This is a genomic window from Loktanella sp. F6476L (assembly GCF_023015725.1).
Lineage (GTDB): Bacteria > Pseudomonadota > Alphaproteobacteria > Rhodobacterales > Rhodobacteraceae > Yoonia.
Window position 1 is genome coordinate 51,375 of sequence record NZ_JALKAR010000012.1, and the last position, 18,740, is coordinate 70,114.

The following is an 18,740-nucleotide window of genomic DNA, read 5'->3' on the forward strand; positions in this document are numbered from 1 at the left end:
CTCTATTATGCGGTTTAGGGCCTATTCTTAGGCACTAACGAAAAAACCTTCCCCGCGGGGAAGGTTTCATATGTTGAAACTCAATCGAGTTTATCAAGCAGCGCTTGCACCGCCATTTCCAGCTTGCGGCGATCAACGGTCGAGAAATCCTTATCCAACCTGATCTCTAACCGCCCTGCCCCAGCCACGCATTTGACTTGCCCCTGCGGTCTGCGCATTTGGAACGATGTTTTGGCTTTGACCGCACCTGCTGGCGCAGGCTTCGGCTTCGGCTTCGTGGAGTTACGTGGTTTCGCTGACTCTTGCCCGCCAGTGAACCGACGCAGCACGTCCAATTCATCCGCGACAGATCGGTTATCCCAGTCCTTCAATTCGGCCTGAATGGCACGCACCGTTCCAGGGACATCTTCAATCTGTTGGGCTACCGCAACGCCAAGCGCACGCGGAATATCCTCTGCAAATCGCAGGTCCTTCCACAGTGGTTCGATCAATTTGATAAAGGTCCGGATATAACTGCGCTTCTGATAGCTAGCTGATTGGAACAGCGCAGCGACGGCTTTGTCCGCATCATGTACTTCAGTGTCAGGATCAGCAGCGTAAGAAATCGCGAGCTTCGCCATCTCAGCGAACGAGATATCTTTGCGCACAAGGTTCTCGTCCACCATGCGGCGATACAACGTCTCTAAAGTTTCGCCCTGTGCAAAGATCGCCGCCGGAATACTGCCGTAAGCGCCCGCATCATTTGTCTCAGCCAACAGCGCCTTGTACGCGGCAAGCCTGCGGAACCCTTGAACCAATTCGAACTTACCATCAGCGCGCGGCTCGACCCGAATTGGGTTCGACAGCCCAATATCCTTGATCGACGTGACCAGTTCCTTCAGCTCGAAATCATCGCCCGGCGATCTGTCGCGCGTCAGCTTATAAGTTTCGATTTGGTCGAGTGGAATCAAATCCGTGATCAACCCAAGCCGTTTCAACCGCACATGTTCATGCGCAAGCTTGTCATTCTCGGCCCTGATCTGCGCTTCGACTTCCGTCCGATCTCGCACGCTGTCGGCGTTTTCGGTGATCGCGGCGGCCATGGGGCCACGCCGTTTGGTTTCATTATTTGAAACCTTCCCCGCGGGGAAGGTCTGATCATCGGCTATCGGATCGTCAGGCAGGTCGATGTCAAAGACACGGCGTTTCTTACTCATTGGTCATCCTCCAATTCATCCCACGCGGCCAAAACGTTGTCCTTGAATTCAAGGTAGGCCCGATCAAACGTATCGCGGGCCCGACGCCATGTTTCGCGTGTCATATCGCGGTAGTCGATTTCATAGACCGAACTGAGAAAGCGACCCGATTGCTCCACAGCCCGCGTCATTTCGATCGGGTGTTCGGCCAAGTGTTCGCCAAAAACCTTGCGGAAAGCATCATACATCGCACGGTGCAAATCATTGCCCGGCTCGTAGCGGGTCATTAGGAATTTGATGTTGGCGAACGACTTCGGCAGCGACGTTTTCCCTGCGGGCAGTTTGGCGCCGAAGCCTTCCGTCAGATCGCCCAAAGCTTCGGAAAGCTGGCCGATGAATGACGTGGTGCTGTCGTATTCCCAGTAGCCCGGACCGGACGGCACATAAAGCATGTCGGCCGCAAAGACCGCATTCATCGACTGATAGCCAATCGCGGGCGGGCAATCGAAAACGATGAGGTCGTAGGCGTCGTCCGGCAAGCTATCGAGGTAACGCGAGACAGCCGCGAAAAACGTCCATTCAGGGTTCAGGTGGCGGTACTGGGCCGACGCGAATTCAACGAAAGCGGCGTTGGCGCAGCTTGGGATCACGTCGATGGTGGGCCAAGCAGTCGGTTTGATAAAGTCGGTGACGCGTAGCGTGTCGAGACCCATGTCACGAATACTGGACGGGATGCGGCGCTGGGGCAGGGCGGTGCCGCTTTCGGCACCTTGCACGGCGTTATTCATCCGGTCGGTTTCACGCACCAGATCACGGGCCATGATGCCCCAAACGGTGTGATCTTCGGCAACGTCGTTCAGGCCCATCGAATGCGACAACGTGGCTTGCGGATCGAAGTCGACGCAAAGCACACGGTAACCGTCGAGCGCAGAAGCATGGGCAAGGTGAAGGGCAACGGTCGATTTACCCGCGCCCCCTTTGAAGTTCGCAATAGCGACGCGAAACGCGCGCTTGCCAGCGGGACGTTTGGGCATCAGGGATTTGCGGTTAATCTTCATTTTACGCCGCAGTTCGTTGATCTCATCAAGGCTAAACCATCTTTGGCGACCATCTGGTTCGACCTCCCCACCGGGAAGATCGGGTTCTGCGGCAAGCCGGCCACGAAAGGTGGATTGATTGATCTTGAAGATCAGCTCTGACACCTCCCAGCTGGAGAAGCGGCGGAGCGACTTTTCATTCTCGGGCGAGAATGTCTGCTGCCGGATGAAGCTTTGCATCTTTAGGGATTTGGACTGGAGGTTTGCCAGATCTTCGTGGGTAAACATGGTGTCGGCCTTCTTCGGGACGTAAAAAACTGCGTATTCCGTATTTACGCTGAATTTGCACAATTCGTAAAATGGTTTTTACTGAAAACTGCAAAACGTCAAAATCAGGAGAAACCCCAACGTTTGCTGGCGAATCGGAGCATGGAGAGAATCGGGCTCAGTAGGCAATCCGCAATACCGCCCCGGAGACCAAATTGAGGGGACACCCAAGTTAGAGACTGCATCATTGGGGTGACAAAAGATATCCATAGGGTGACACACAGGGTGTCACCTATTACCAAAATACCTAATTCAAATATAAATATTTGGGTAAGAGTAAGATCGCTTTGCACGTCCTGTGGATAAATCCCTTGACAGAATCGACGCTTCGGACGCAAATACATCCAATCACCGGAACAGCGTTGGGAAACGTCTGGGACCGGTCCAAGGGGACACAAGATCCCACGATATAAGAAACGACCTAACGGCGGTCGCAGAGCAGGAGACACCAATCGTGTTGGTGATGAAACCCGTCGGGCGTGACGCCGCGACGAAGAAATACGATATTCTCTCCGCGATGTTGGCGCATGGGTTGCGTCAGGACAAGCATAAGCAGAGATTGATCATGCGGCTGATGGCGCTGATCACGACGCGGTATAATTGGCAGCGCGACGAATTGACGATGGGCCAAGCCGAGATCGCGAAGCTTTGGGACGTTGATACGCGGACTGTGAAACGCGAGATGGCGAAGCTGCGCAGTCTTGGCTGGCTCGTGGAAAAACGCGCAGCGGCGCGGGGCAGGGTGGCGATGCACGGGATCGCGCTTGATCAGATTATGATGGATACGAAACCCGCGTGGGCTGCGATTGGTCCGGATTTCGTGGCGCGTGTTCAGCCCGGGCAGAGCGAAGACCCCGTTGCCGCGAATGTTGTTCCACTGCGTCCTGTTGCAGCACCAGTGAACGACGGCACGTTGTGGGCAGAGGCGCAGTCTGTGTTTCATGCACAAGACGAAGCCGGCTTTGCTGCGTGGGTCGAGAAGCTGACGGTCGTCGGATATGAGGCGGGTCAGTTGACCGTGATGGCCCCATCGCGGTTCCACGCTACCTACGTTGCGACGAATCTGTCGGCACGATTGCTGGTCATTTTACGCCGAATTGATCCGAGTGTCGCGAAGATCGTTGTTCAACATTAGTCTCTAACAAGGCTGTATCGTCGCTATGCGCATGATTGACGCGCATAGCTGATGTTTGGTATTATGCCTTATGAATATTCAAACACGTAAACCCACAAACCTGTCGCTGGACCGTTCATTACTGGACGAAGCCCGTGCATTGGACGTGAACCTGTCACGTGCTGCGGAGGAGGGCCTGCGCGCCGCTGTGGCCGCTGCAAAGGGCGCACAGTGGCTGGCAGAGAACCAAGCGGCCATCGCGGGCAGCAATGCCTATGTCGAGGCGCAGGGCCTGCCGTTAGATAAGTTCCGCCAGTTCTAGTGGCGCGGTTTGATGTGTATGAGGTCAGCGGCGTCGCTGGCTATGTCGTTGATTTGCAAGCGGATCTACTGGACGCGCTGAACACGCGGATCACTGTGCCGCTGATGCCAATCGACGACGCACCGCCGCCTGCACGGCGGTTGAACCCTGTTTTTGATATTGGCGGTGCACAACATGTGTTGGTCACGCAATATATGGCCGCTGTTCCACGGGCTGCGTTGAAAACATGTGTGGGCGACCTGCGCGACGAGGCCGCACAGATAACCGATGCTGTGGATTTCTTGATGCAAGGATTCTAGGGGGCCAGCCCCCTGACCCTCGGGATTTAAAAAACCCCAAAGAAGCCGAGGTCCGGTGCCCTAGCGATAGTAGAGCGATTTGCCATTATGGAAGATTTGCACCTTTTTAGGGTCTGCATTGAACTGCAGCGTGTTGCCGCGCGTATCCGTGTGGATGCCCGGTAGTTTCGCGATGACGGATGCTTCTTCACCCACCGTATCGAAGTAGAGCAGGGTGACTTCGCCCAACGCTTCGGAAAAATTGACGGTGCCGGTGTAAAGCGGGTCACTGTCGGTGATGACCATGTCCTCGGGGCGGACGCCGACGTTGACCTGCAGGCCCTTGTCGGCTGCTTGCGTCGGCACCGCGGACCGCGCTGTGCCGCCCCCGTCGAGCGCGACTGTGGTGATATCGCCAGTTTCGACGATCTTACCAGGGAGGAGGTTCATTGAGGGGGACCCGATGAACTGCGCCACAAATTCGTTTTCGGGCCGTTCATAAAGTTCGAGTGGCGTGCCGACTTGTGCGATCCCTTTGTTCGCAAGCACAACGATGCGGGTGGCGAGCGTCATTGCTTCGACCTGATCGTGGGTCACGTAGATCATGGTGCTGTCTGGCATGGATTCTTTGAGCTGCGCGATCTCGATCCGCGTTGCGACCCGGAGGCCTGCATCGAGGTTGGAAAGCGGTTCGTCGAACAGGTAGACCTTTGGGTCGCGCACAATCGAGCGGCCGATCGCGACACGTTGCCGTTGTCCGCCTGATAGTGCTTTTGGCAGACGGTCAAGGTATTCATCAAGCTGGAGAATCTTGGCGGTCTTACCAATCGCCGCGTCGATTTCCGCTTGCGGTTTTTTGGCCAGTTTCAATGCGAAGGCCATGTTATCGCGGACGGTCATGTGCGGGTAGAGCGCGTAAGATTGGAACACCATCGCGATGCCGCGTTGGGCTGGCGGGACGTTGTTCACGACCTCGCCGTCGATTTCCAATGTGCCGCCCGTAATGCTTTCCAAGCCCGCAATCATCCGCAATAGGGTCGATTTTCCGCAACCTGAAGGCCCAACAAAGACGATGAGTTCACCCTTTTTGATGTCCAGATCGATGTGGTTCAGCACATTGACCGCGCCGCCGTAGGTCTTTTCAACATCCGTGAGTTTGAGATCAGCCATTGCGGTGTTTCCTTATGAAGTACGTAGAGCCAGGCAAGGCTGCCAAGCGCCAAGCGTGACGGTTTTGCCGGAGACATCGGCGCTGTGCAGGTCTTGCCCGATCTGTGCCCAATTGCCTGCGGGCAAGGTGATCGTGGCGGGACCATCAGAGAGGTTGAAGGCGCAGAAGATTGTTTCGCCATCATGGTCGCGGGTGAAATGCAGCACGTCACCGGTATGGGTCAGGTTGTCATGCGTGCCGGACGCGAGGGCAGGGTGGGCGTGGCGCAAGGCAATCGCCGCTTTGTAGTGGTGCAGCATCGCGTCGGGATCGTCGGTTTGGGTGGCGACGTTGTTCTGTAGATGGGCGTCGGACACAGGCAACCAAGGTGTGGCCTCTGAGAAGCCGCCGTTTTGGTTGCTGTTTTCCCAGACCATAGGCGTCCGGCACCCGTCGCGGCCTTTGAATTCGGGCCAGAATTCGATGCCGTAAGGGTCTTGCAGATCTTCGAATGCGACGTCCGCTTCGGTCAGACCCAGTTCTTCGCCTTGGTAAATGCAGACCGATCCGCGCAGGCACATGATCAGTGTGGCCATGGTCCGCGTTGCTGCGTCTGACAGGTTCCAGCGCGAAACGTGGCGGACAACGTCGTGGTTTGAGAATGCCCAGCAGGCCCAGCCGTCGGCGGCGACGTCGTCGACCTTTTGCAGAACTTCGACGATGCGGGCGGCGGTGGGTTGGTTGGCCGCGAGAAATTCGAACGCGTAGCACATCTGCATCAGATCATCGCCGGCGGTGTATTCGCCCATGATTTCGAGCCCACGTTGCGCGTCGCCAACTTCGCCAACGGCCGCTGCGCCGTATTTATCCATGACTGCCCGTAGTTTGCGCAGGAAGGCGAAGTTTTCGGGGCGGTTCTTGGAATACAGGTGTTCCTGGTGGTTATAGGGGTTCACGGACGGGGCGATTGTCGAATTCCGTTTGTCCGCTGGCAAGGCAGGGTTGTCGCGCAACTGGTCATCGTGGACGTAGAAGTTGATCGTGTCTAGCCGGAAACCGTCGACGCCGCGTTCCAGCCAGAAATGCGCCACGTCCAGCAATGCGTCTTGAACGGCCGGAGTGTGGAAGTTCAAATCGGGCTGCGATGTCAGGAAATTGTGCAGGTAATATTGTTCGCGCCGCGCGTCCCATTGCCAAGCCGAGCCGCCAAAGATCGACAGCCAGTTATTTGGCGGCGTGCCGTCCGGTTTCGGATCGGACCAGACGTACCAGTCGTGGCGGTTGTTGTCGCGGCTGATGCGGGATTCTTCGAACCATGCGTGTTTGTCAGATGTGTGTGACAGGACGAGGTCGATCATCACCTTCAGGCCAAGATTATGCGCCGTTTCGATCATGTAATCGAAGTCAGCGAGCGTGCCGAACATCGGGTCCACGTCGCAGTAATCGCTGACGTCATAGCCAAAATCGGCCATCGGGGATTTGAAGAACGGCGAAATCCAGATCGCGTCCGCGCCCAAGTTTGCGATGTGCGGCAGGCGGTTGGCGATGCCTTTTAGGTCACCCGTTCCGGTGCCGTTGCTGTCTTGAAAGCTGCGCGGATAGATTTGGTAAATGACCGCGCCGCGCCACCAATCTGGGTCTTTGGTAATGGAGTTTGTCACGGTCAGTTTTTCCATTTTCGTCATAGTTAGTCTCTGAAATTCGGGGTCTTACTTCACAGAACCGGCGAGCAGGCCGCGTACCAAGAAGCGTTGCATTGAGAAGAAGACGACCAGCGGGACGGCGATCGACACGAAGGCAGCAGTCGCAAGGATTTCCCAGTTGCCGCCGCGTGTGCCAAGCAGTTCCACGATCTGGTTGGTCATCACTGTTGTTTCGCCGGTAGCGTCGATCAGGAACACCTTGGCCACTAGCAGGTCGTTCCAAGTCCACAGGAACTGGAAGATGCCGAAGGATGCGAGGGCAGGGAAGGACAGCGGCAACACGATCTTCGTGAAAATTTGGAAATCGGTTGCACCGTCCACTTTGGCGTTTTCGATAATGTCACGCGGCAGGCCGATCATGTAGTTACGCAAAAGATAGATTGCGAGCGGAAGCCCAAAGCCGGTGTGCGCCATCCAAACCCCCAGATATCCTTTGCCAATCCCGATGTTCAGATGCAGTTTCAAAAGGGGAATGAGGGCGAGTTGTAGTGGTACCACGAGCAGGCCCACAACAATTGCAATGAGCAGTGCGCGACCCGGAAAATCCATCCATGCCAATGCGTAAGCCGCGAAAGCCGCGATCATGATCGGGATGATGGTTGCGGGGATCGTCACGGTGAAGGTGTTAAAGAACGCCTTTGCCATGCCGTCGGTGCTGCTGCCCGAGAAAAGGACTTGGGCATAGTTGCCGAGCGTGAATTTGGGTGGTGCTTTGGCGGTGGCGAAAACACGTTGCGCACGGCCCGAGATTTGGTCGTCATTGCCGGACCAGACGTAGTCGCCGTTGGCCTGCAAAGTGAAGCTTTCGCCGTCGCCAAGGTCTGCGGTTTCGCCTGCTTTATTCACGTCAATAGCACGGGATGATGTACCCCAGACAGAGATTACCGCTTCGCCTTCGCCATCGAACAGGTTGCCTTCAACGACATACAGATCACCTCGCTGTTCGCGGAAATCGTCAGGGTCTGCGGCGCGAATGACGACGTTTTGGACGGATGGGAACATGGCGTTCCACCAGCCTGAGCCAGAGATTTGGTCGGCTGTCCGGAAGGATGAAACCAGAAGCCCGACAGTTGGGAACAACCACAACGCGACGAGCAACGCAGTTGAGATGTGAACCGCCCACGTGAGGGATGATTTGGTGCCTGCGATGGATGACATCCTAGCGTTCCTTCATTTCTTTACGGGCGTTGTAGACGTTCCAGATCAGGATAGGGGACACGAGCAACATGATGATGATTGCGGATGCGGACCCGACACCCCAGTCATTTGCGCGAAACAGCTTGTCGAACATGTAGTTCGCAAGAACCTGCGTTTCCCACTGCCCGTTTGTCATGGCGTAGACGATGTCGAACACCTTGAGCACGACAAGCGTGATGGTGGTCCAGACCACAACGATGGTGCCCATGATCTGCGGGACTTTGATCTTGAAGAAAACCTCGAACGGGTTTGCGCCATCGACGATTGCGGCTTCTACCGTTTCTTCGGGCACGCCGCGCAGGGCAGCCGATAGGATGACCATGGCAAAGCCGGTTTGGATCCAGATCAGCACGACCATCAGGAAGAACGAATTCCAGAACGGGATGGTCAGCCATGTTTGCGGTTCACCATAGGTGAGTGTTGTTGTGAACAGGGCGATGATGGACAGGAACGATTTGATGACAAGGTATGCGCCGATCAATGCACCTGCGATGCGCAGGACTTTGAAAGCTGCATTTTCTTGGATGTGCCGGCTTTTCAGCGGCGAAAGCACTGCTTTGATCGCGTAAGCCACGAGTGCTGCAAAGCCGAGCAGGATGAACGCAGGGAAGATTTTCAGCATCAGGATGGACCCGAGCCCGCCGTCGAATTTCAGCCAGATCGCGTTAAGAATACCGATCTGTTCTTGGTCAACTGCACGGGTATCGTAGACCAGTTTAAAGATCACGGACGCGCCTACAAAGGAAATTGCCATGGGCATAAAGATCAACGATTTTGCGATGTTGCCCCAGCGGATACGGTCGGTGAGCTGAGCGGCGAGCAGGCCAAACGCTGTGGACGCGGCGGGCACGATGATCAGCCACAGCATGTTGTTGCGCATGGCTTCCCAGAATTTCGCGTCGCCGAACATCTTTTCGTAATTGGCGAGGCCCACAAAGGCACCGTTAGCGGCACGGGACGTGAGAGACAGCCGGAGCGTCTCGATCACGGGATAACCAAGGTAGAGGCCAAGCGCGAACATGGCCGGAAACAGGAAAAGCCACGGGCGGATCATGTTGGCGCGATTGATGTTGCGGCCCTGATCACCGGCTTTTTGCGGAAAGATGACCTTGTCGAGGATCATGTTCGATCCGATGAAATACAACAGACAGCCACCCACACCGAGGATCACCGTCGTCAAACCGAGGAGGGCAGGATGCATTGCAAAACCTTTCGAGGGACTGCGAATTTTCTAGAAAATCCGGATGATTTTTCGTGAAAAATCGGGGTGCGCTGGCCGATAGGGATCGGCCAGCGCGTGAGTGGTGATCGTCTTACTCAGGCCAAGAGGACTGAATGCCAGCTGCGACTTCGGCTGCTTCTTTGCCGCCTGCGTAGTCAACCATGCCTGTCCAGAACGAACCTGCACCAACAGCGCCCGGCATCAGGTCGGAGCCGTCAAAGCGGAATGTTGTCGCGTTCAACAGAACTTCGTTCAACGCACGGGATGTGTCGTCTTGGAATTTCGCTGGATCAACGTCCTTGTGTGGTGTCAGGAAGCCGCCGTAACCCATCCACACTTCGTGTGCTGCTGGATCCCGCAGGAATTCGATGAGTTCCTGTGCGCCGTCTGATGGGTTTGTGATGGCGAACAATGTGCCCGCGCCCAAAACTGGCTTGCCAAGATCGGCTGCTTCATATGCTGGGAAGTAGAAGAAGTCTGCATCTTCGCCAACAACTGTGCCTTCAGGGAAGAACGCAGGAATGAAGGACGCCTGACGGTGCATGTAGCACTGTGGCGGGCTGTCAAACAGGCCTTTCGGGCTGTCGCGGAAGTCTGTGGATGCAACTGCACCAGCACCACCAGCGACATAATCATCGTTCAATGCGAATGTGCCGAATGCTTCGATTGCGCCGACAACTTCTGGGCTGTCGAATGGCAATTCGTTGGAAACCCATGCGTCGTAGACTTCTGGTGGCTGTGTGCGCAGCATCATGTCTTCGACCCAGTCAGTCGCTGGCCAACCTGTCGCCGCACCGGAACCCAGACCGATACACCAAGGTGTGCCGCCGTCTGCGACAATCTGGTCGGACAACGCGATCAGGTCTTCCATGGTTTCTGGAATGTCGTAGCCTGCGTCTTCGAAGTTCTCAGGTGAATACCAAACGAGTGACTTCAGATCGACGCGGAAGAACATGCCGTACAGGTTGTCGTCGCCGTTTTCGTCAGCATATGTGCCCAGATCAACCCAAGACTGACCAGCCGCATAGTTGTCGCGAATCCAGTCGGCGGAGCCTTCTTTCAGCGGTGTCAGGAACCCACGGGACGCCATGTCTGCTGCAAGGCCTGGCTGCGGGAAAATGGAAATGTTTGGCGCGGACCCTGCTTCGGCGTCGATCAGAACCTGCTGTTCGAAGCTGTCAGAGCCGACGTAGGACACTTCGTGGCCTGTGCGTTCTTCAAAGATGTCAAAGATTTCTTCAACGATTTCAGCTTCCGGGCTGAGCCACGTGCCGAAAACAGTGATTTGTTCAGCGGAAGCGGCAGATGCTGTCAAAGCAACAAGCGCGGTTCCTGCATAAAGTGCGGATTTCATTCATCTCTCCCTTGTGAACGTTTGGTTGTTCAATTGCTACATCTCCCAATGTGGCTAACCAAAGCGTTTTGAATGCCGCTAAAAGGTGCGATTCCGATGGGTATGTCAACAGATTTTTTCAAGTATACATGGTTCATACTTTGGATGCTTGATCAAAAAATGCGTTGACCCCTGTGTTTTTATTGCCCAAAGTCGAGCGATGATTGAAAGCGCTTTGGTGAAATAGATGAACCTGAAAGAACTCTCTGGACGGTTGGGGTTGTCGCCGACGACGGTTAGTCGCGCTTTAGGCGGCTACCCCGAGGTGAGCGCTGAAACCCGTCAACGCGTGTCCGATGCTGCGGTGAAATTCAATTACCAGCCCAACAAACGGGCCCGCGCATTGGCCACTGGCCGGTCGTTCAATATCGGTCATGTGCTGTCGTCATCAAACAAGGATCAGTTGGTAAACCCGATCTTCGGGGATTTCGTCGCGGGCGTGACAGAGACAAGCGGCGCGTTGGGCTACAGCCTGTCGTTGACCGTTACGGACGCAGATCAGGAAGCATCGCTGTTCCGACGTTTGCAATCCGAGGGCGCGGTTGACGGTATCGTGTTGCAGGCCCCGCTGATGAACGATGACCGGATCGCGTTGCTGCGCGAAATCGGGATGCCGTTTGTGGTGCATGGTCGTGCAACGGATGTGACCACGCCTTATGCTTGGGTCGATGTGAACAACAAACGTGCGTTCGAACGGGCGGGTCAGTTTCTACTGGATTTGGGCCACGAACGGATTGGTCTGGTTAACGGCGACGAAACGATGGATTTTGCGTTTCGGCGCCGCGCTGGTTTTGAAGCTGCATTGACGGCGCGCGACCTGACCCCGAACCCGACCTATATGACCAGCGGCGAGATGACCGAAGCAAACGGGTATGACGCGGTGCGGGCCATGCTGGCGTTGCCAACCCCGCCGACCGCGTTCCTGATGTCGTCCGTGATTTCCGCGATTGGTGCGCGCCGCGCTGTGCAAGAGGCCGGACTGACGCTGGGCCGCGAGGTGTCGCTGATCGCCTACGACGATGATTTGTCCTACCTCAGCAATCGCCAAACCGTACCGATCTTTACCGCAGTCCGGTCGTCCGTGCGCGAAGCAGGCCGCCAGATCGCCCGTATTCTGGTGGATCAAATTGGCGATCCCGACAGCCCGCCGCAGCATAAATTGCTGGAAGCAGAGCTGGTTGTCGGAACGTCGACGGGGCCTGTTTTTAGAGGCTAAGATGCGCGGTTTTGCAAATTAGTTGTGTAAAATCTGAACCTTTTGTCGGGTTTGCCGTTCTTCATCCAATCGCCCTGCGGGGCACATTTGGAGATTTGATATGATGAACGCTGTAAAGACGACCTTTGCTGCACTGACTGTAACTGCATTCGCTGGAACGGCTTCCGCCGACGCGGATTTGAATGTTGTCGAAAATGCCGCCGGTTCCCCGGTTTTCACAACATTGGTCGCCGCAGCTGATGCCGCTGGTCTGGTTGATTACCTGTCCACGCCGGAATACCGCTTTACGATTTTTGCGCCAACAGATGCGGCTTTCGCGGCCCTGCCGGAAGGCACTGTTGAACGCTTGTTGATGCCGGAAAACCAAGACGAATTGCGGTCATTGGTATCTGCACACGTTGTGCCCGCGCTGATTGATTTCAGCACAGGTGAGGTTGCCGAAGACGTGGGTGCCCCAGAAGGTTACACCACCGGTACGGTGTTTGTTGATGATGCGATCATGCAGGTGGATACGTTGGAAGGCGCTGATCTGTTGATTGATATGCGGTCAGACATGCCGATGATTTCAACCGATATTGGAACAATTGAAGACGCCATTCTTTTGGGCGATGTGATTGAGGCATCAAACGGGATCATCCACACGATTGATACTGTTTTGACGCCAGCTAACTAAGAACACGGACATAACGAAATTGGGGTCGCGCGTTTGCGCGGCCCTTCGTCATTTTTGGGGTATGTCTTCGGCAATGTAGGTTTTGATGATGTCGGCAAAGCTGGTTTCGGCTTTGAAACCTAGCTCTTTCGCGCGATATGGTGCGAAGTTGCGCGGCCAACCTGCGACGATTTTGGCGATGTCCGGATCGTGTGCAGGTTTGATCAGGTTGACGGCGTCTTGACCCGCGATGTCGCGCAAGGCTTCGATTTGTTCGGCCACTGTGCAGCTGATCCCAGGTAAATTCAGCGCGCGTCGCCCGTTGAGTTTTGTCGTATCCAGTTGGCTTGCGTGGATCAGGAACCCTGCCGCCGCACGGGGTGATGCAAACCAGTGGCGTGTGCTGTCGTCCACGGGCAGGATTGCCTCTTGTCCGTTTAAGGGTTCCCTGATGATACCCGAAAAGAACGATGATGCAGCAAGGTTTGGTTTGCCGGGGCGCACGCAGATTGTGGGTAGTCGCAGCGAAATGCCGTCGACAAATCCTTTGCGGGAGTAGTCTTGGAGCAGGACTTCGCACGCCAGTTTTTGTGCCCCGTAGCTGGTTTGTGGCGATTGCAGATAGTCGTCTGTGATCACTTCGGGGTAGGGGCCGCCGAACACTGCGATTGAGGATGTGAAGGCAATCCGTGGGCAGTGGCCTGCGGTGCGCAACCCTTCGAGCAGGTTCATCATCGCGTGCAGATTTGTGGACCAGCCTTTGGTGAATTGCTGTTCCGCTTCTCCTGACACGATAGACGCGAGATGGTAAATCGTGTCGTATTTTTCCCGCGCGATCGCTGCCATTGTCGCGGGGTCGGACACGTCACCGGTCTGCTGTTTGCAAGCCACGCCGTTAGGCGGAAACGCGATGTCGTGCAGTGTGATGTCCGCGCTTGGATCTTCCGCCAAGAGTTGACCCGCCAGTTTTTGGCCGATCATGCCGCCCCCACCGAGGATAAAAATGCGTGTCATGGTATTCACTCTTTTTTGTCAGCGTGTAGGGTTGATCCCAACTGGGAGGACATCATGGGTAGACTAACGGGCAAGCGCGCGCTTGTCACCGCTGCAGGACAGGGGATTGGCCGCGCGTCTGCGCTGGCTATGGCCGCAGAAGGCGCAACTGTTTTCGCAACCGATATAAACGAGGCGGCGTTGGCTGGCATGGACGGTGTCGAGACGTTTGTGATGGACGTCTGCGATCCGGCAAGCATCAAAGACGGTGTTGCGACAGCGAAGCCTGATGTCTTGTTCAACTGCGCGGGCTTTGTGCATCATGGGACAGTTCTGGATGCGACGGACGAAGAATGGGACTTTGCCTTTGACCTGAATGTCCGGTCGATGATGCGGATGATGCAGGCTGTTCTGCCGGGCATGTTGGAAAACGGTAAAGGGTCGATTGTGAATATGTCGTCGGCCTTGTCATCTATCATTGGCGCCCCGAACCGGTTCATTTACGGCACGACCAAAGCGGCTGTGATTGGCATGACCAAATCGGTGGCTGTCGATTACATCAAGCAGGGGATCAGGTGTAACTGCATCTGCCCCGGCACGGTTGAAAGCCCAAGCTGGCACGAACGGGTCAAAGCGTTGGGCGAAGAAATGGGCAGCTATGATGCAGCACTAGAGGCATTTGTGTCGCGCCAGCCGATGGGTCGCGTTGCGACTGCCGAAGAAATTGCGGCGCTGGTCGTCTATCTGGCGAGCGACGAAAGCGGATTTATAACGGGACAGCCGCACGTCATCGACGGCGGTTGGTCCGGCTAAGGGAGAGAGCGATGAAATTACTACGTTATGGTCCTGCGGGTTCAGAAAAGCCTGGAATGTTGGACAGCGACGGTGGCCTGCGTGATCTGTCAGGCGTGATTGACGACATTAATGGAGCGACATTGTCGGATGACAGCCTTGCGAAATTGCGGGACATTGATCCGGCAAGTTTGCCAGTTGTGGACGGTAATCCGCGTTTGGGGGCCTGTGTTGGTGACATTGGTAAATTCTGCTGCATCGGTTTGAACTATTCCGATCATGCGGCCGAAACCGGTGCGGATATTCCGAAGCATCCTATCCTGTTCATGAAGGCAAATTCCGCGATTGTGGGCCCGAACGATGACGTGATGATCCCGCGCGGGTCCACCCATTCCGATTGGGAAGTCGAATTGGGCGTCGTGATTGGCAAAACGGCCAAATACGTGACCAAGGAAAACGCGCTGGATTATGTCGCGGGGTATTGCGTCGTGAACGACGTGTCCGAACGGCACTTTCAAACGCAACTGAGCGGGGCTTGGACAAAAGGAAAAAGCTGCGACACCTTTGGGCCGACCGGTCCGTGGCTGGTGACGCGTGATGAAATTGAAGATCCGCAGAACCTTGCCATGTCGTTGGATGTGAACGGCAAGCGGATGCAGACCGGAAACACATCGACGATGATCTTTACGGTTGCAGAGATTATCGAACACCTGAGCGGTCTGTTCACGCTGCATCCGGGCGACGTGATTTCCACGGGCACACCTCCGGGTGTTGGTATGGGGATCAAGCCAGAGCCTGTGTATCTGAAAAATGGCGATGTGATGGATTTGACCATCGAAGGCCTAGGTGCGCAGCGCCAGAACGTGGGCCAAGACGCCTAATATCAAAATGGCGTGGCGGGATGACGTTCCTGCCGCGCTATTTCTTCGCAAATTGTGATGCCATCTGTCGGCTAGACGACACGAAAAAGCCACTAATTTCATCGGGTTTTGTTTGTTGCGGACAATTTGTGCATTTGTGGTTGTCGTGCTGTTGACGATAGGTCAGACGACACGCATCAATAGTTAAATTGTGTTAAATACTACCTGCGCGCTGAATATTTCTTTCGAGCGCAATTTTGAAAATGTGATCGTCCATTACGGGCAACAAGCTGTTTCGCGCGGCTTTTAAGATCAACTTATGTGTTGTTGGGAATACATTTGATGAGATTTTTTCTTCGGGCGCTTTGCGCATGCGGATTTCATAAATGGCGTGAAAGCACGTCGCAACCTGGACAGGTTTGCCACACATGTGGTCGCCGCAAGAGCGCGAGCTTGTTTTAGCGCAACCCATTGATCGCAAGATGAGCGGTGCTAGGTCGTGTACAGTAATGTGACGCGATGAAGGTGCTTTGCCTGTTCGCGAGCCGAATAGGGGCGACCATGAGTAAGCGCGCAATCGTTAAGAACTTGTTTTTACAGACCAGATCAAGCTACTGGTTTGTGCCAACCGTGCTCGTCCTTTTGGCTGTTGTCGCATCACAGATATCGCTGCTGATTGACCTAAACCGCGATTCCGTTTTCTACATTTGGCCAGAGTCATGGGAGACCACGGAAGTGGACGGTGCCCGATCGACGGCGTCGGTGATTGCCCAGTCTGTGCTGGGTGTCGCTGGCGTGATGTTTTCGGTGACGATTGTTGCTGTTTCATTTGCGTCGGGCAACTTTGGTCCGCGTCTGATCGGCAACTTTATGAAGGACCGCGGCACTCAGTGGAGCCTTGGTATTCTGTTCGGGACCTTCGTGTTTGCCTTGATGGTTTTGCGCGCCATTCACAGCGGGGATGGTGCCGATGATCCTGCCTTTGAAGCCTTCGTGCCGCATCTATCATTAGCGCTTTCGCTGCTTTTGATGGGCGTGTCGATCCTGACCGTGATTTATTACGTCCACCACATCCCAGAAACGATCAACGTTTCGAATATCACTGCCGGATTGGGCAAACGTCTGCGGGCCGCTATTGAAGCGGCCATTGATGAACGACCCGAAAGAGGCACGTCCGACGATGTTGCCCGTCCAAACGGTGATCCGACGCAGTCTTTGCGGCTTTCCCGTAGCGGATACATCCAGAATTATGACCGCGAACAGTTGACTGAACTGGCGGACAAACATGATCTGCACGTTCACATCCTGCATGGGGTGGGTGGTTTTGTGGGTCCGTCCACCGCGGTGATGGATGTCTGGTCTGAAAAAGACCTTTCAGAAGAATTGACCGAAACGCTGTGCGGATGTTTTGTTGTGGGATCCACGCCGACTGAGGACCAGAACCTGTTGTTCATCGTACAGCAGCTGGTCGAAATGACTGCCCGTGCGTTGTCGCCGGGCGTGAACGATCCATATACGGCGATCAATTGCCTGAACTGGTTGTATGCTGCGCAATCGACCGCGTCGCTTTACAATGGCGGTTTTCGGGAAAGCCCGATCACACGCGTTTGGTCGGAAGACGTGACCTTTGACCAGATTTTTTCGCAAGGGTTTGGTCAGTGCTATGCTTACGTCAAGACCGACGATTTGACGTCCACGCATTTGGCGACACTGCTTGATCGGCTCATCGCCGAGATCGAAAACCCGAATGACATCGCTACTGTCCGCGATTTTGCGCACAATATGGATTAGGCGGTCAGGCCCAATGTCTGGAGCGCATCAAAGACCGTCGTATTCGTAAACGGTTTTTCGAGGCAGAAAAAGGTTTCGGTCAGATACAAAAAATCATCGGTTGCCCCGACATATAGATGTGGAATGGCCCGGCCCGGTTGCACGCTTGCCAGCGCGAGGCTGCCGGCCTTGTCGGTCACGATATACGCCGCATTTAGGGCCGCGACGCCGGCTTCTTCGATTGATTGCGGCAAGACAATCGCCGTCGGATGCAGCACAGACGTCAGCATTTCAGACAGGTCAAGTGACATGATCGGGTCGGCTACATAGATGACGCCGTGACTTTGCATGAAACAAATTCCCTGTTGGTCAGTTCATCACATAGCAATGTGCCCCGACGGGACGCATTAAACTGTGACATAGCAAAGGGCATATCCATGACAACTAAATGTGAGGTGTGCCCTCTGAGACGTCGCGATGCGTTCGCACCACTGACAAAAGAAGCCGTCCGCGCCATGCAGCGTTTCAAGGTTGGCGAAATGACCGTCGATGCCGGAACGCCGTTAATGTTGGAGGGATCAAACAGTCCGCAGTTATACACCGCATTGCGTGGCTTGGGCCTACGATCCAAGACATTGCAGAACGGCCGTCGACAGGTGGTGAACCTTGTGTTCCCCGGCGATTTTCTAGGACTGCAAGCCGCGCTGATGGGCGAAATGGGTCATTCGATTGAAGCCACAACAAAGATGACCCTGTGTGTTTTTGATCGCACCGAAATGTGGTCGTTCTTTCGGCAGGACCCAGAACGGGCTTATGCGCTGACATGGCTCGCGGCTGTTGATGAACATTTTCTGGGTGAAACGATCACCACATTGGGTCAACGCGATGCCCTGCAATCAATCGCTTGGGCGCTGGTCAAAATTCATCGTCGTGGCAAATCCCTTGGGATGGTCGCCGATAATGCGATGACGTTTCCATATAAGCAGCAGGATCTTGCGGACACCTTGGGGTTGTCTTTGGTTCACACCAACAAGACGTTGACCAAACTGCGTGAAATGCAATGTGTTGTCTGGTCTGACGGCGTGTTGCAGGTGAACGATCTGGATAAATTAAGCGACATCGGAATGGTTGACCCCGAACCTGCTGTCCAACGTCCGATTATGTAAAACGCGCTACGCTTTGTGCCACGAAAAAGGGGCCGGATCATACGATCCAGCCCCTTTTTATTTGGTCTGTATGACCGCCGCGTCTTAGGACGCTTTGGCCATCCATGCGTCTACTTCTTCGCGCACTTCTTCTTTGGTCTTACCGTATTTGGACTGAATCAGACCTTCGAGCTGTTCACGGTCGCCTGCGACTTGGTCAACTTCGTCGTCTGTCAGTTTGCCCCACTGCGAAATAGCTTTGCCTTTGAATTGCTTCCATTCGCCTTGTACTTGATCCCAGTTCATCATGGTCTCCTTCATTTGCGTTTCGATTGATAGAGCAACTGGAGGCTGTGCAATTCGTTCCAATGTTTTGGAACGAAATGGCTTGTCG

General features: G+C 55.0%; 19 protein-coding genes. 9 read left to right on the top strand and 10 right to left on the bottom strand.

The annotated features are described in order from the left end of the window. Positions 1 to 80 precede the first annotated feature (80 nt). Entirely contained in the window at positions 81 to 1,196 is a 1,116-nt protein-coding gene (locus MWU61_RS17390) for a ParB/RepB/Spo0J family partition protein (RefSeq protein ID WP_247129739.1), read from the bottom strand. Continuing rightward, on the bottom strand, positions 1,193 to 2,500 hold the full coding sequence (locus MWU61_RS17395; RefSeq protein ID WP_247129740.1) for an AAA family ATPase: 1,308 nt from the start codon (positions 2,498 to 2,500) through the stop codon (positions 1,193 to 1,195). The genes MWU61_RS17390 and MWU61_RS17395 overlap by 4 nt, the downstream gene beginning before the upstream one ends. A gap of 502 nt (positions 2,501 to 3,002) precedes the next feature. On the opposite strand from MWU61_RS17395, the gene MWU61_RS17400 reads away from it, so the two are divergent. The 3 genes from MWU61_RS17400 (at position 3,003) to MWU61_RS17410 (ending at position 4,274) form a co-directional block, all read left to right on the top strand. Next, on the top strand, positions 3,003 to 3,674 hold the full coding sequence (locus MWU61_RS17400; RefSeq protein ID WP_281502243.1) for a DnaA N-terminal domain-containing protein: 672 nt from the start codon (positions 3,003 to 3,005) through the stop codon (positions 3,672 to 3,674). Between the two features lie 70 nt (positions 3,675 to 3,744). Next, positions 3,745 to 3,975, top strand: coding sequence for a type II toxin-antitoxin system CcdA family antitoxin (locus MWU61_RS17405; protein WP_247129742.1), 231 nt, complete (start codon positions 3,745 to 3,747; stop codon positions 3,973 to 3,975). Then, complete coding sequence (locus tag MWU61_RS17410) at positions 3,975 to 4,274, top strand: CcdB family protein (RefSeq protein WP_247129743.1); 300 nt, start codon at positions 3,975 to 3,977, stop codon at positions 4,272 to 4,274. The genes MWU61_RS17405 and MWU61_RS17410 overlap by 1 nt, the downstream gene beginning before the upstream one ends. A 60-nt stretch (positions 4,275 to 4,334) precedes the next feature. On the opposite strand, the gene ugpC is transcribed toward MWU61_RS17410, so the two are convergent. The 5 genes from ugpC to MWU61_RS17435 all read right to left on the bottom strand — a co-directional run bounded on the left by ugpC (position 4,335) and on the right by MWU61_RS17435 (position 10,879). Beyond that, complete coding sequence (gene ugpC, locus MWU61_RS17415; RefSeq protein ID WP_247129744.1) at positions 4,335 to 5,423, bottom strand: sn-glycerol-3-phosphate ABC transporter ATP-binding protein UgpC; 1,089 nt, start codon at positions 5,421 to 5,423, stop codon at positions 4,335 to 4,337. A gap of 12 nt (positions 5,424 to 5,435) precedes the next feature. Continuing rightward, positions 5,436 to 7,088: an alpha-amylase family glycosyl hydrolase gene (locus tag MWU61_RS17420; protein ID WP_247129745.1), complete on the bottom strand. Its 1,653-nt coding sequence runs from the start codon at positions 7,086 to 7,088 to the stop codon at positions 5,436 to 5,438. A gap of 24 nt (positions 7,089 to 7,112) precedes the next feature. Further along, the gene (locus tag MWU61_RS17425; RefSeq protein ID WP_247129746.1) at positions 7,113 to 8,264 is read right to left on the bottom strand and encodes a carbohydrate ABC transporter permease; all 1,152 of its coding nucleotides are present in this window, start codon (positions 8,262 to 8,264) and stop codon (positions 7,113 to 7,115) included. 1 nt (position 8,265) lies between these two features. Next, positions 8,266 to 9,504, bottom strand: coding sequence for a sugar ABC transporter permease (locus tag MWU61_RS17430; RefSeq protein ID WP_247129747.1), 1,239 nt, complete (start codon positions 9,502 to 9,504; stop codon positions 8,266 to 8,268). 112 nt (positions 9,505 to 9,616) lie between these two features. Further along, entirely contained in the window at positions 9,617 to 10,879 is a 1,263-nt protein-coding gene (locus tag MWU61_RS17435) for an ABC transporter substrate-binding protein (RefSeq protein ID WP_247129748.1), read from the bottom strand. A gap of 226 nt (positions 10,880 to 11,105) precedes the next feature. Here MWU61_RS17435 and MWU61_RS17440 point away from each other — a divergent pair, with 226 nt between their 5' ends. Together MWU61_RS17440 and MWU61_RS17445 are read left to right on the top strand one after the other, a co-directional pair. Next, positions 11,106 to 12,134, top strand: coding sequence for a substrate-binding domain-containing protein (locus tag MWU61_RS17440; RefSeq protein WP_247129749.1), 1,029 nt, complete (start codon positions 11,106 to 11,108; stop codon positions 12,132 to 12,134). 100 nt (positions 12,135 to 12,234) lie between these two features. Beyond that, positions 12,235 to 12,807, top strand: a complete 573-nt coding sequence (locus MWU61_RS17445) for a fasciclin domain-containing protein (protein ID WP_247129750.1) — start codon at positions 12,235 to 12,237, stop codon at positions 12,805 to 12,807. A gap of 48 nt (positions 12,808 to 12,855) precedes the next feature. On the opposite strand, the gene denD is transcribed toward MWU61_RS17445, so the two are convergent. Further along, positions 12,856 to 13,800, bottom strand: coding sequence for a D-erythronate dehydrogenase (gene denD, locus MWU61_RS17450; protein ID WP_247129751.1), 945 nt, complete (start codon positions 13,798 to 13,800; stop codon positions 12,856 to 12,858). A gap of 51 nt (positions 13,801 to 13,851) precedes the next feature. On the opposite strand from denD, the gene MWU61_RS17455 reads away from it, so the two are divergent. The 3 genes from MWU61_RS17455 (at position 13,852) to MWU61_RS17465 (ending at position 17,222) form a co-directional block, all read left to right on the top strand. Continuing rightward, on the top strand, positions 13,852 to 14,592 hold the full coding sequence (locus MWU61_RS17455; protein ID WP_348645597.1) for an SDR family oxidoreductase: 741 nt from the start codon (positions 13,852 to 13,854) through the stop codon (positions 14,590 to 14,592). 11 nt (positions 14,593 to 14,603) lie between these two features. Next, entirely contained in the window at positions 14,604 to 15,452 is an 849-nt protein-coding gene (locus tag MWU61_RS17460; RefSeq protein ID WP_247129753.1) for a fumarylacetoacetate hydrolase family protein, read from the top strand. 540 nt (positions 15,453 to 15,992) lie between these two features. Then, the gene (locus tag MWU61_RS17465; RefSeq protein ID WP_247129754.1) at positions 15,993 to 17,222 is read left to right on the top strand and encodes a DUF2254 domain-containing protein; all 1,230 of its coding nucleotides are present in this window, start codon (positions 15,993 to 15,995) and stop codon (positions 17,220 to 17,222) included. Here MWU61_RS17465 and MWU61_RS17470 read toward each other — a convergent pair. After that, positions 17,219 to 17,551, bottom strand: coding sequence for a hypothetical protein (locus MWU61_RS17470; protein WP_247129755.1), 333 nt, complete (start codon positions 17,549 to 17,551; stop codon positions 17,219 to 17,221). The genes MWU61_RS17465 and MWU61_RS17470 overlap by 4 nt on opposite strands. A gap of 87 nt (positions 17,552 to 17,638) precedes the next feature. Here MWU61_RS17470 and MWU61_RS17475 point away from each other — a divergent pair, with 87 nt between their 5' ends. Then, complete coding sequence (locus tag MWU61_RS17475; protein ID WP_247129756.1) at positions 17,639 to 18,367, top strand: Crp/Fnr family transcriptional regulator; 729 nt, start codon at positions 17,639 to 17,641, stop codon at positions 18,365 to 18,367. Positions 18,368 to 18,451: 84 nt separating this feature from the next. Here MWU61_RS17475 and MWU61_RS17480 read toward each other — a convergent pair whose 3' ends face one another. Continuing rightward, positions 18,452 to 18,652: a CsbD family protein gene (locus MWU61_RS17480; RefSeq protein ID WP_247129757.1), complete on the bottom strand. Its 201-nt coding sequence runs from the start codon at positions 18,650 to 18,652 to the stop codon at positions 18,452 to 18,454. Positions 18,653 to 18,740 lie beyond the last annotated feature (88 nt).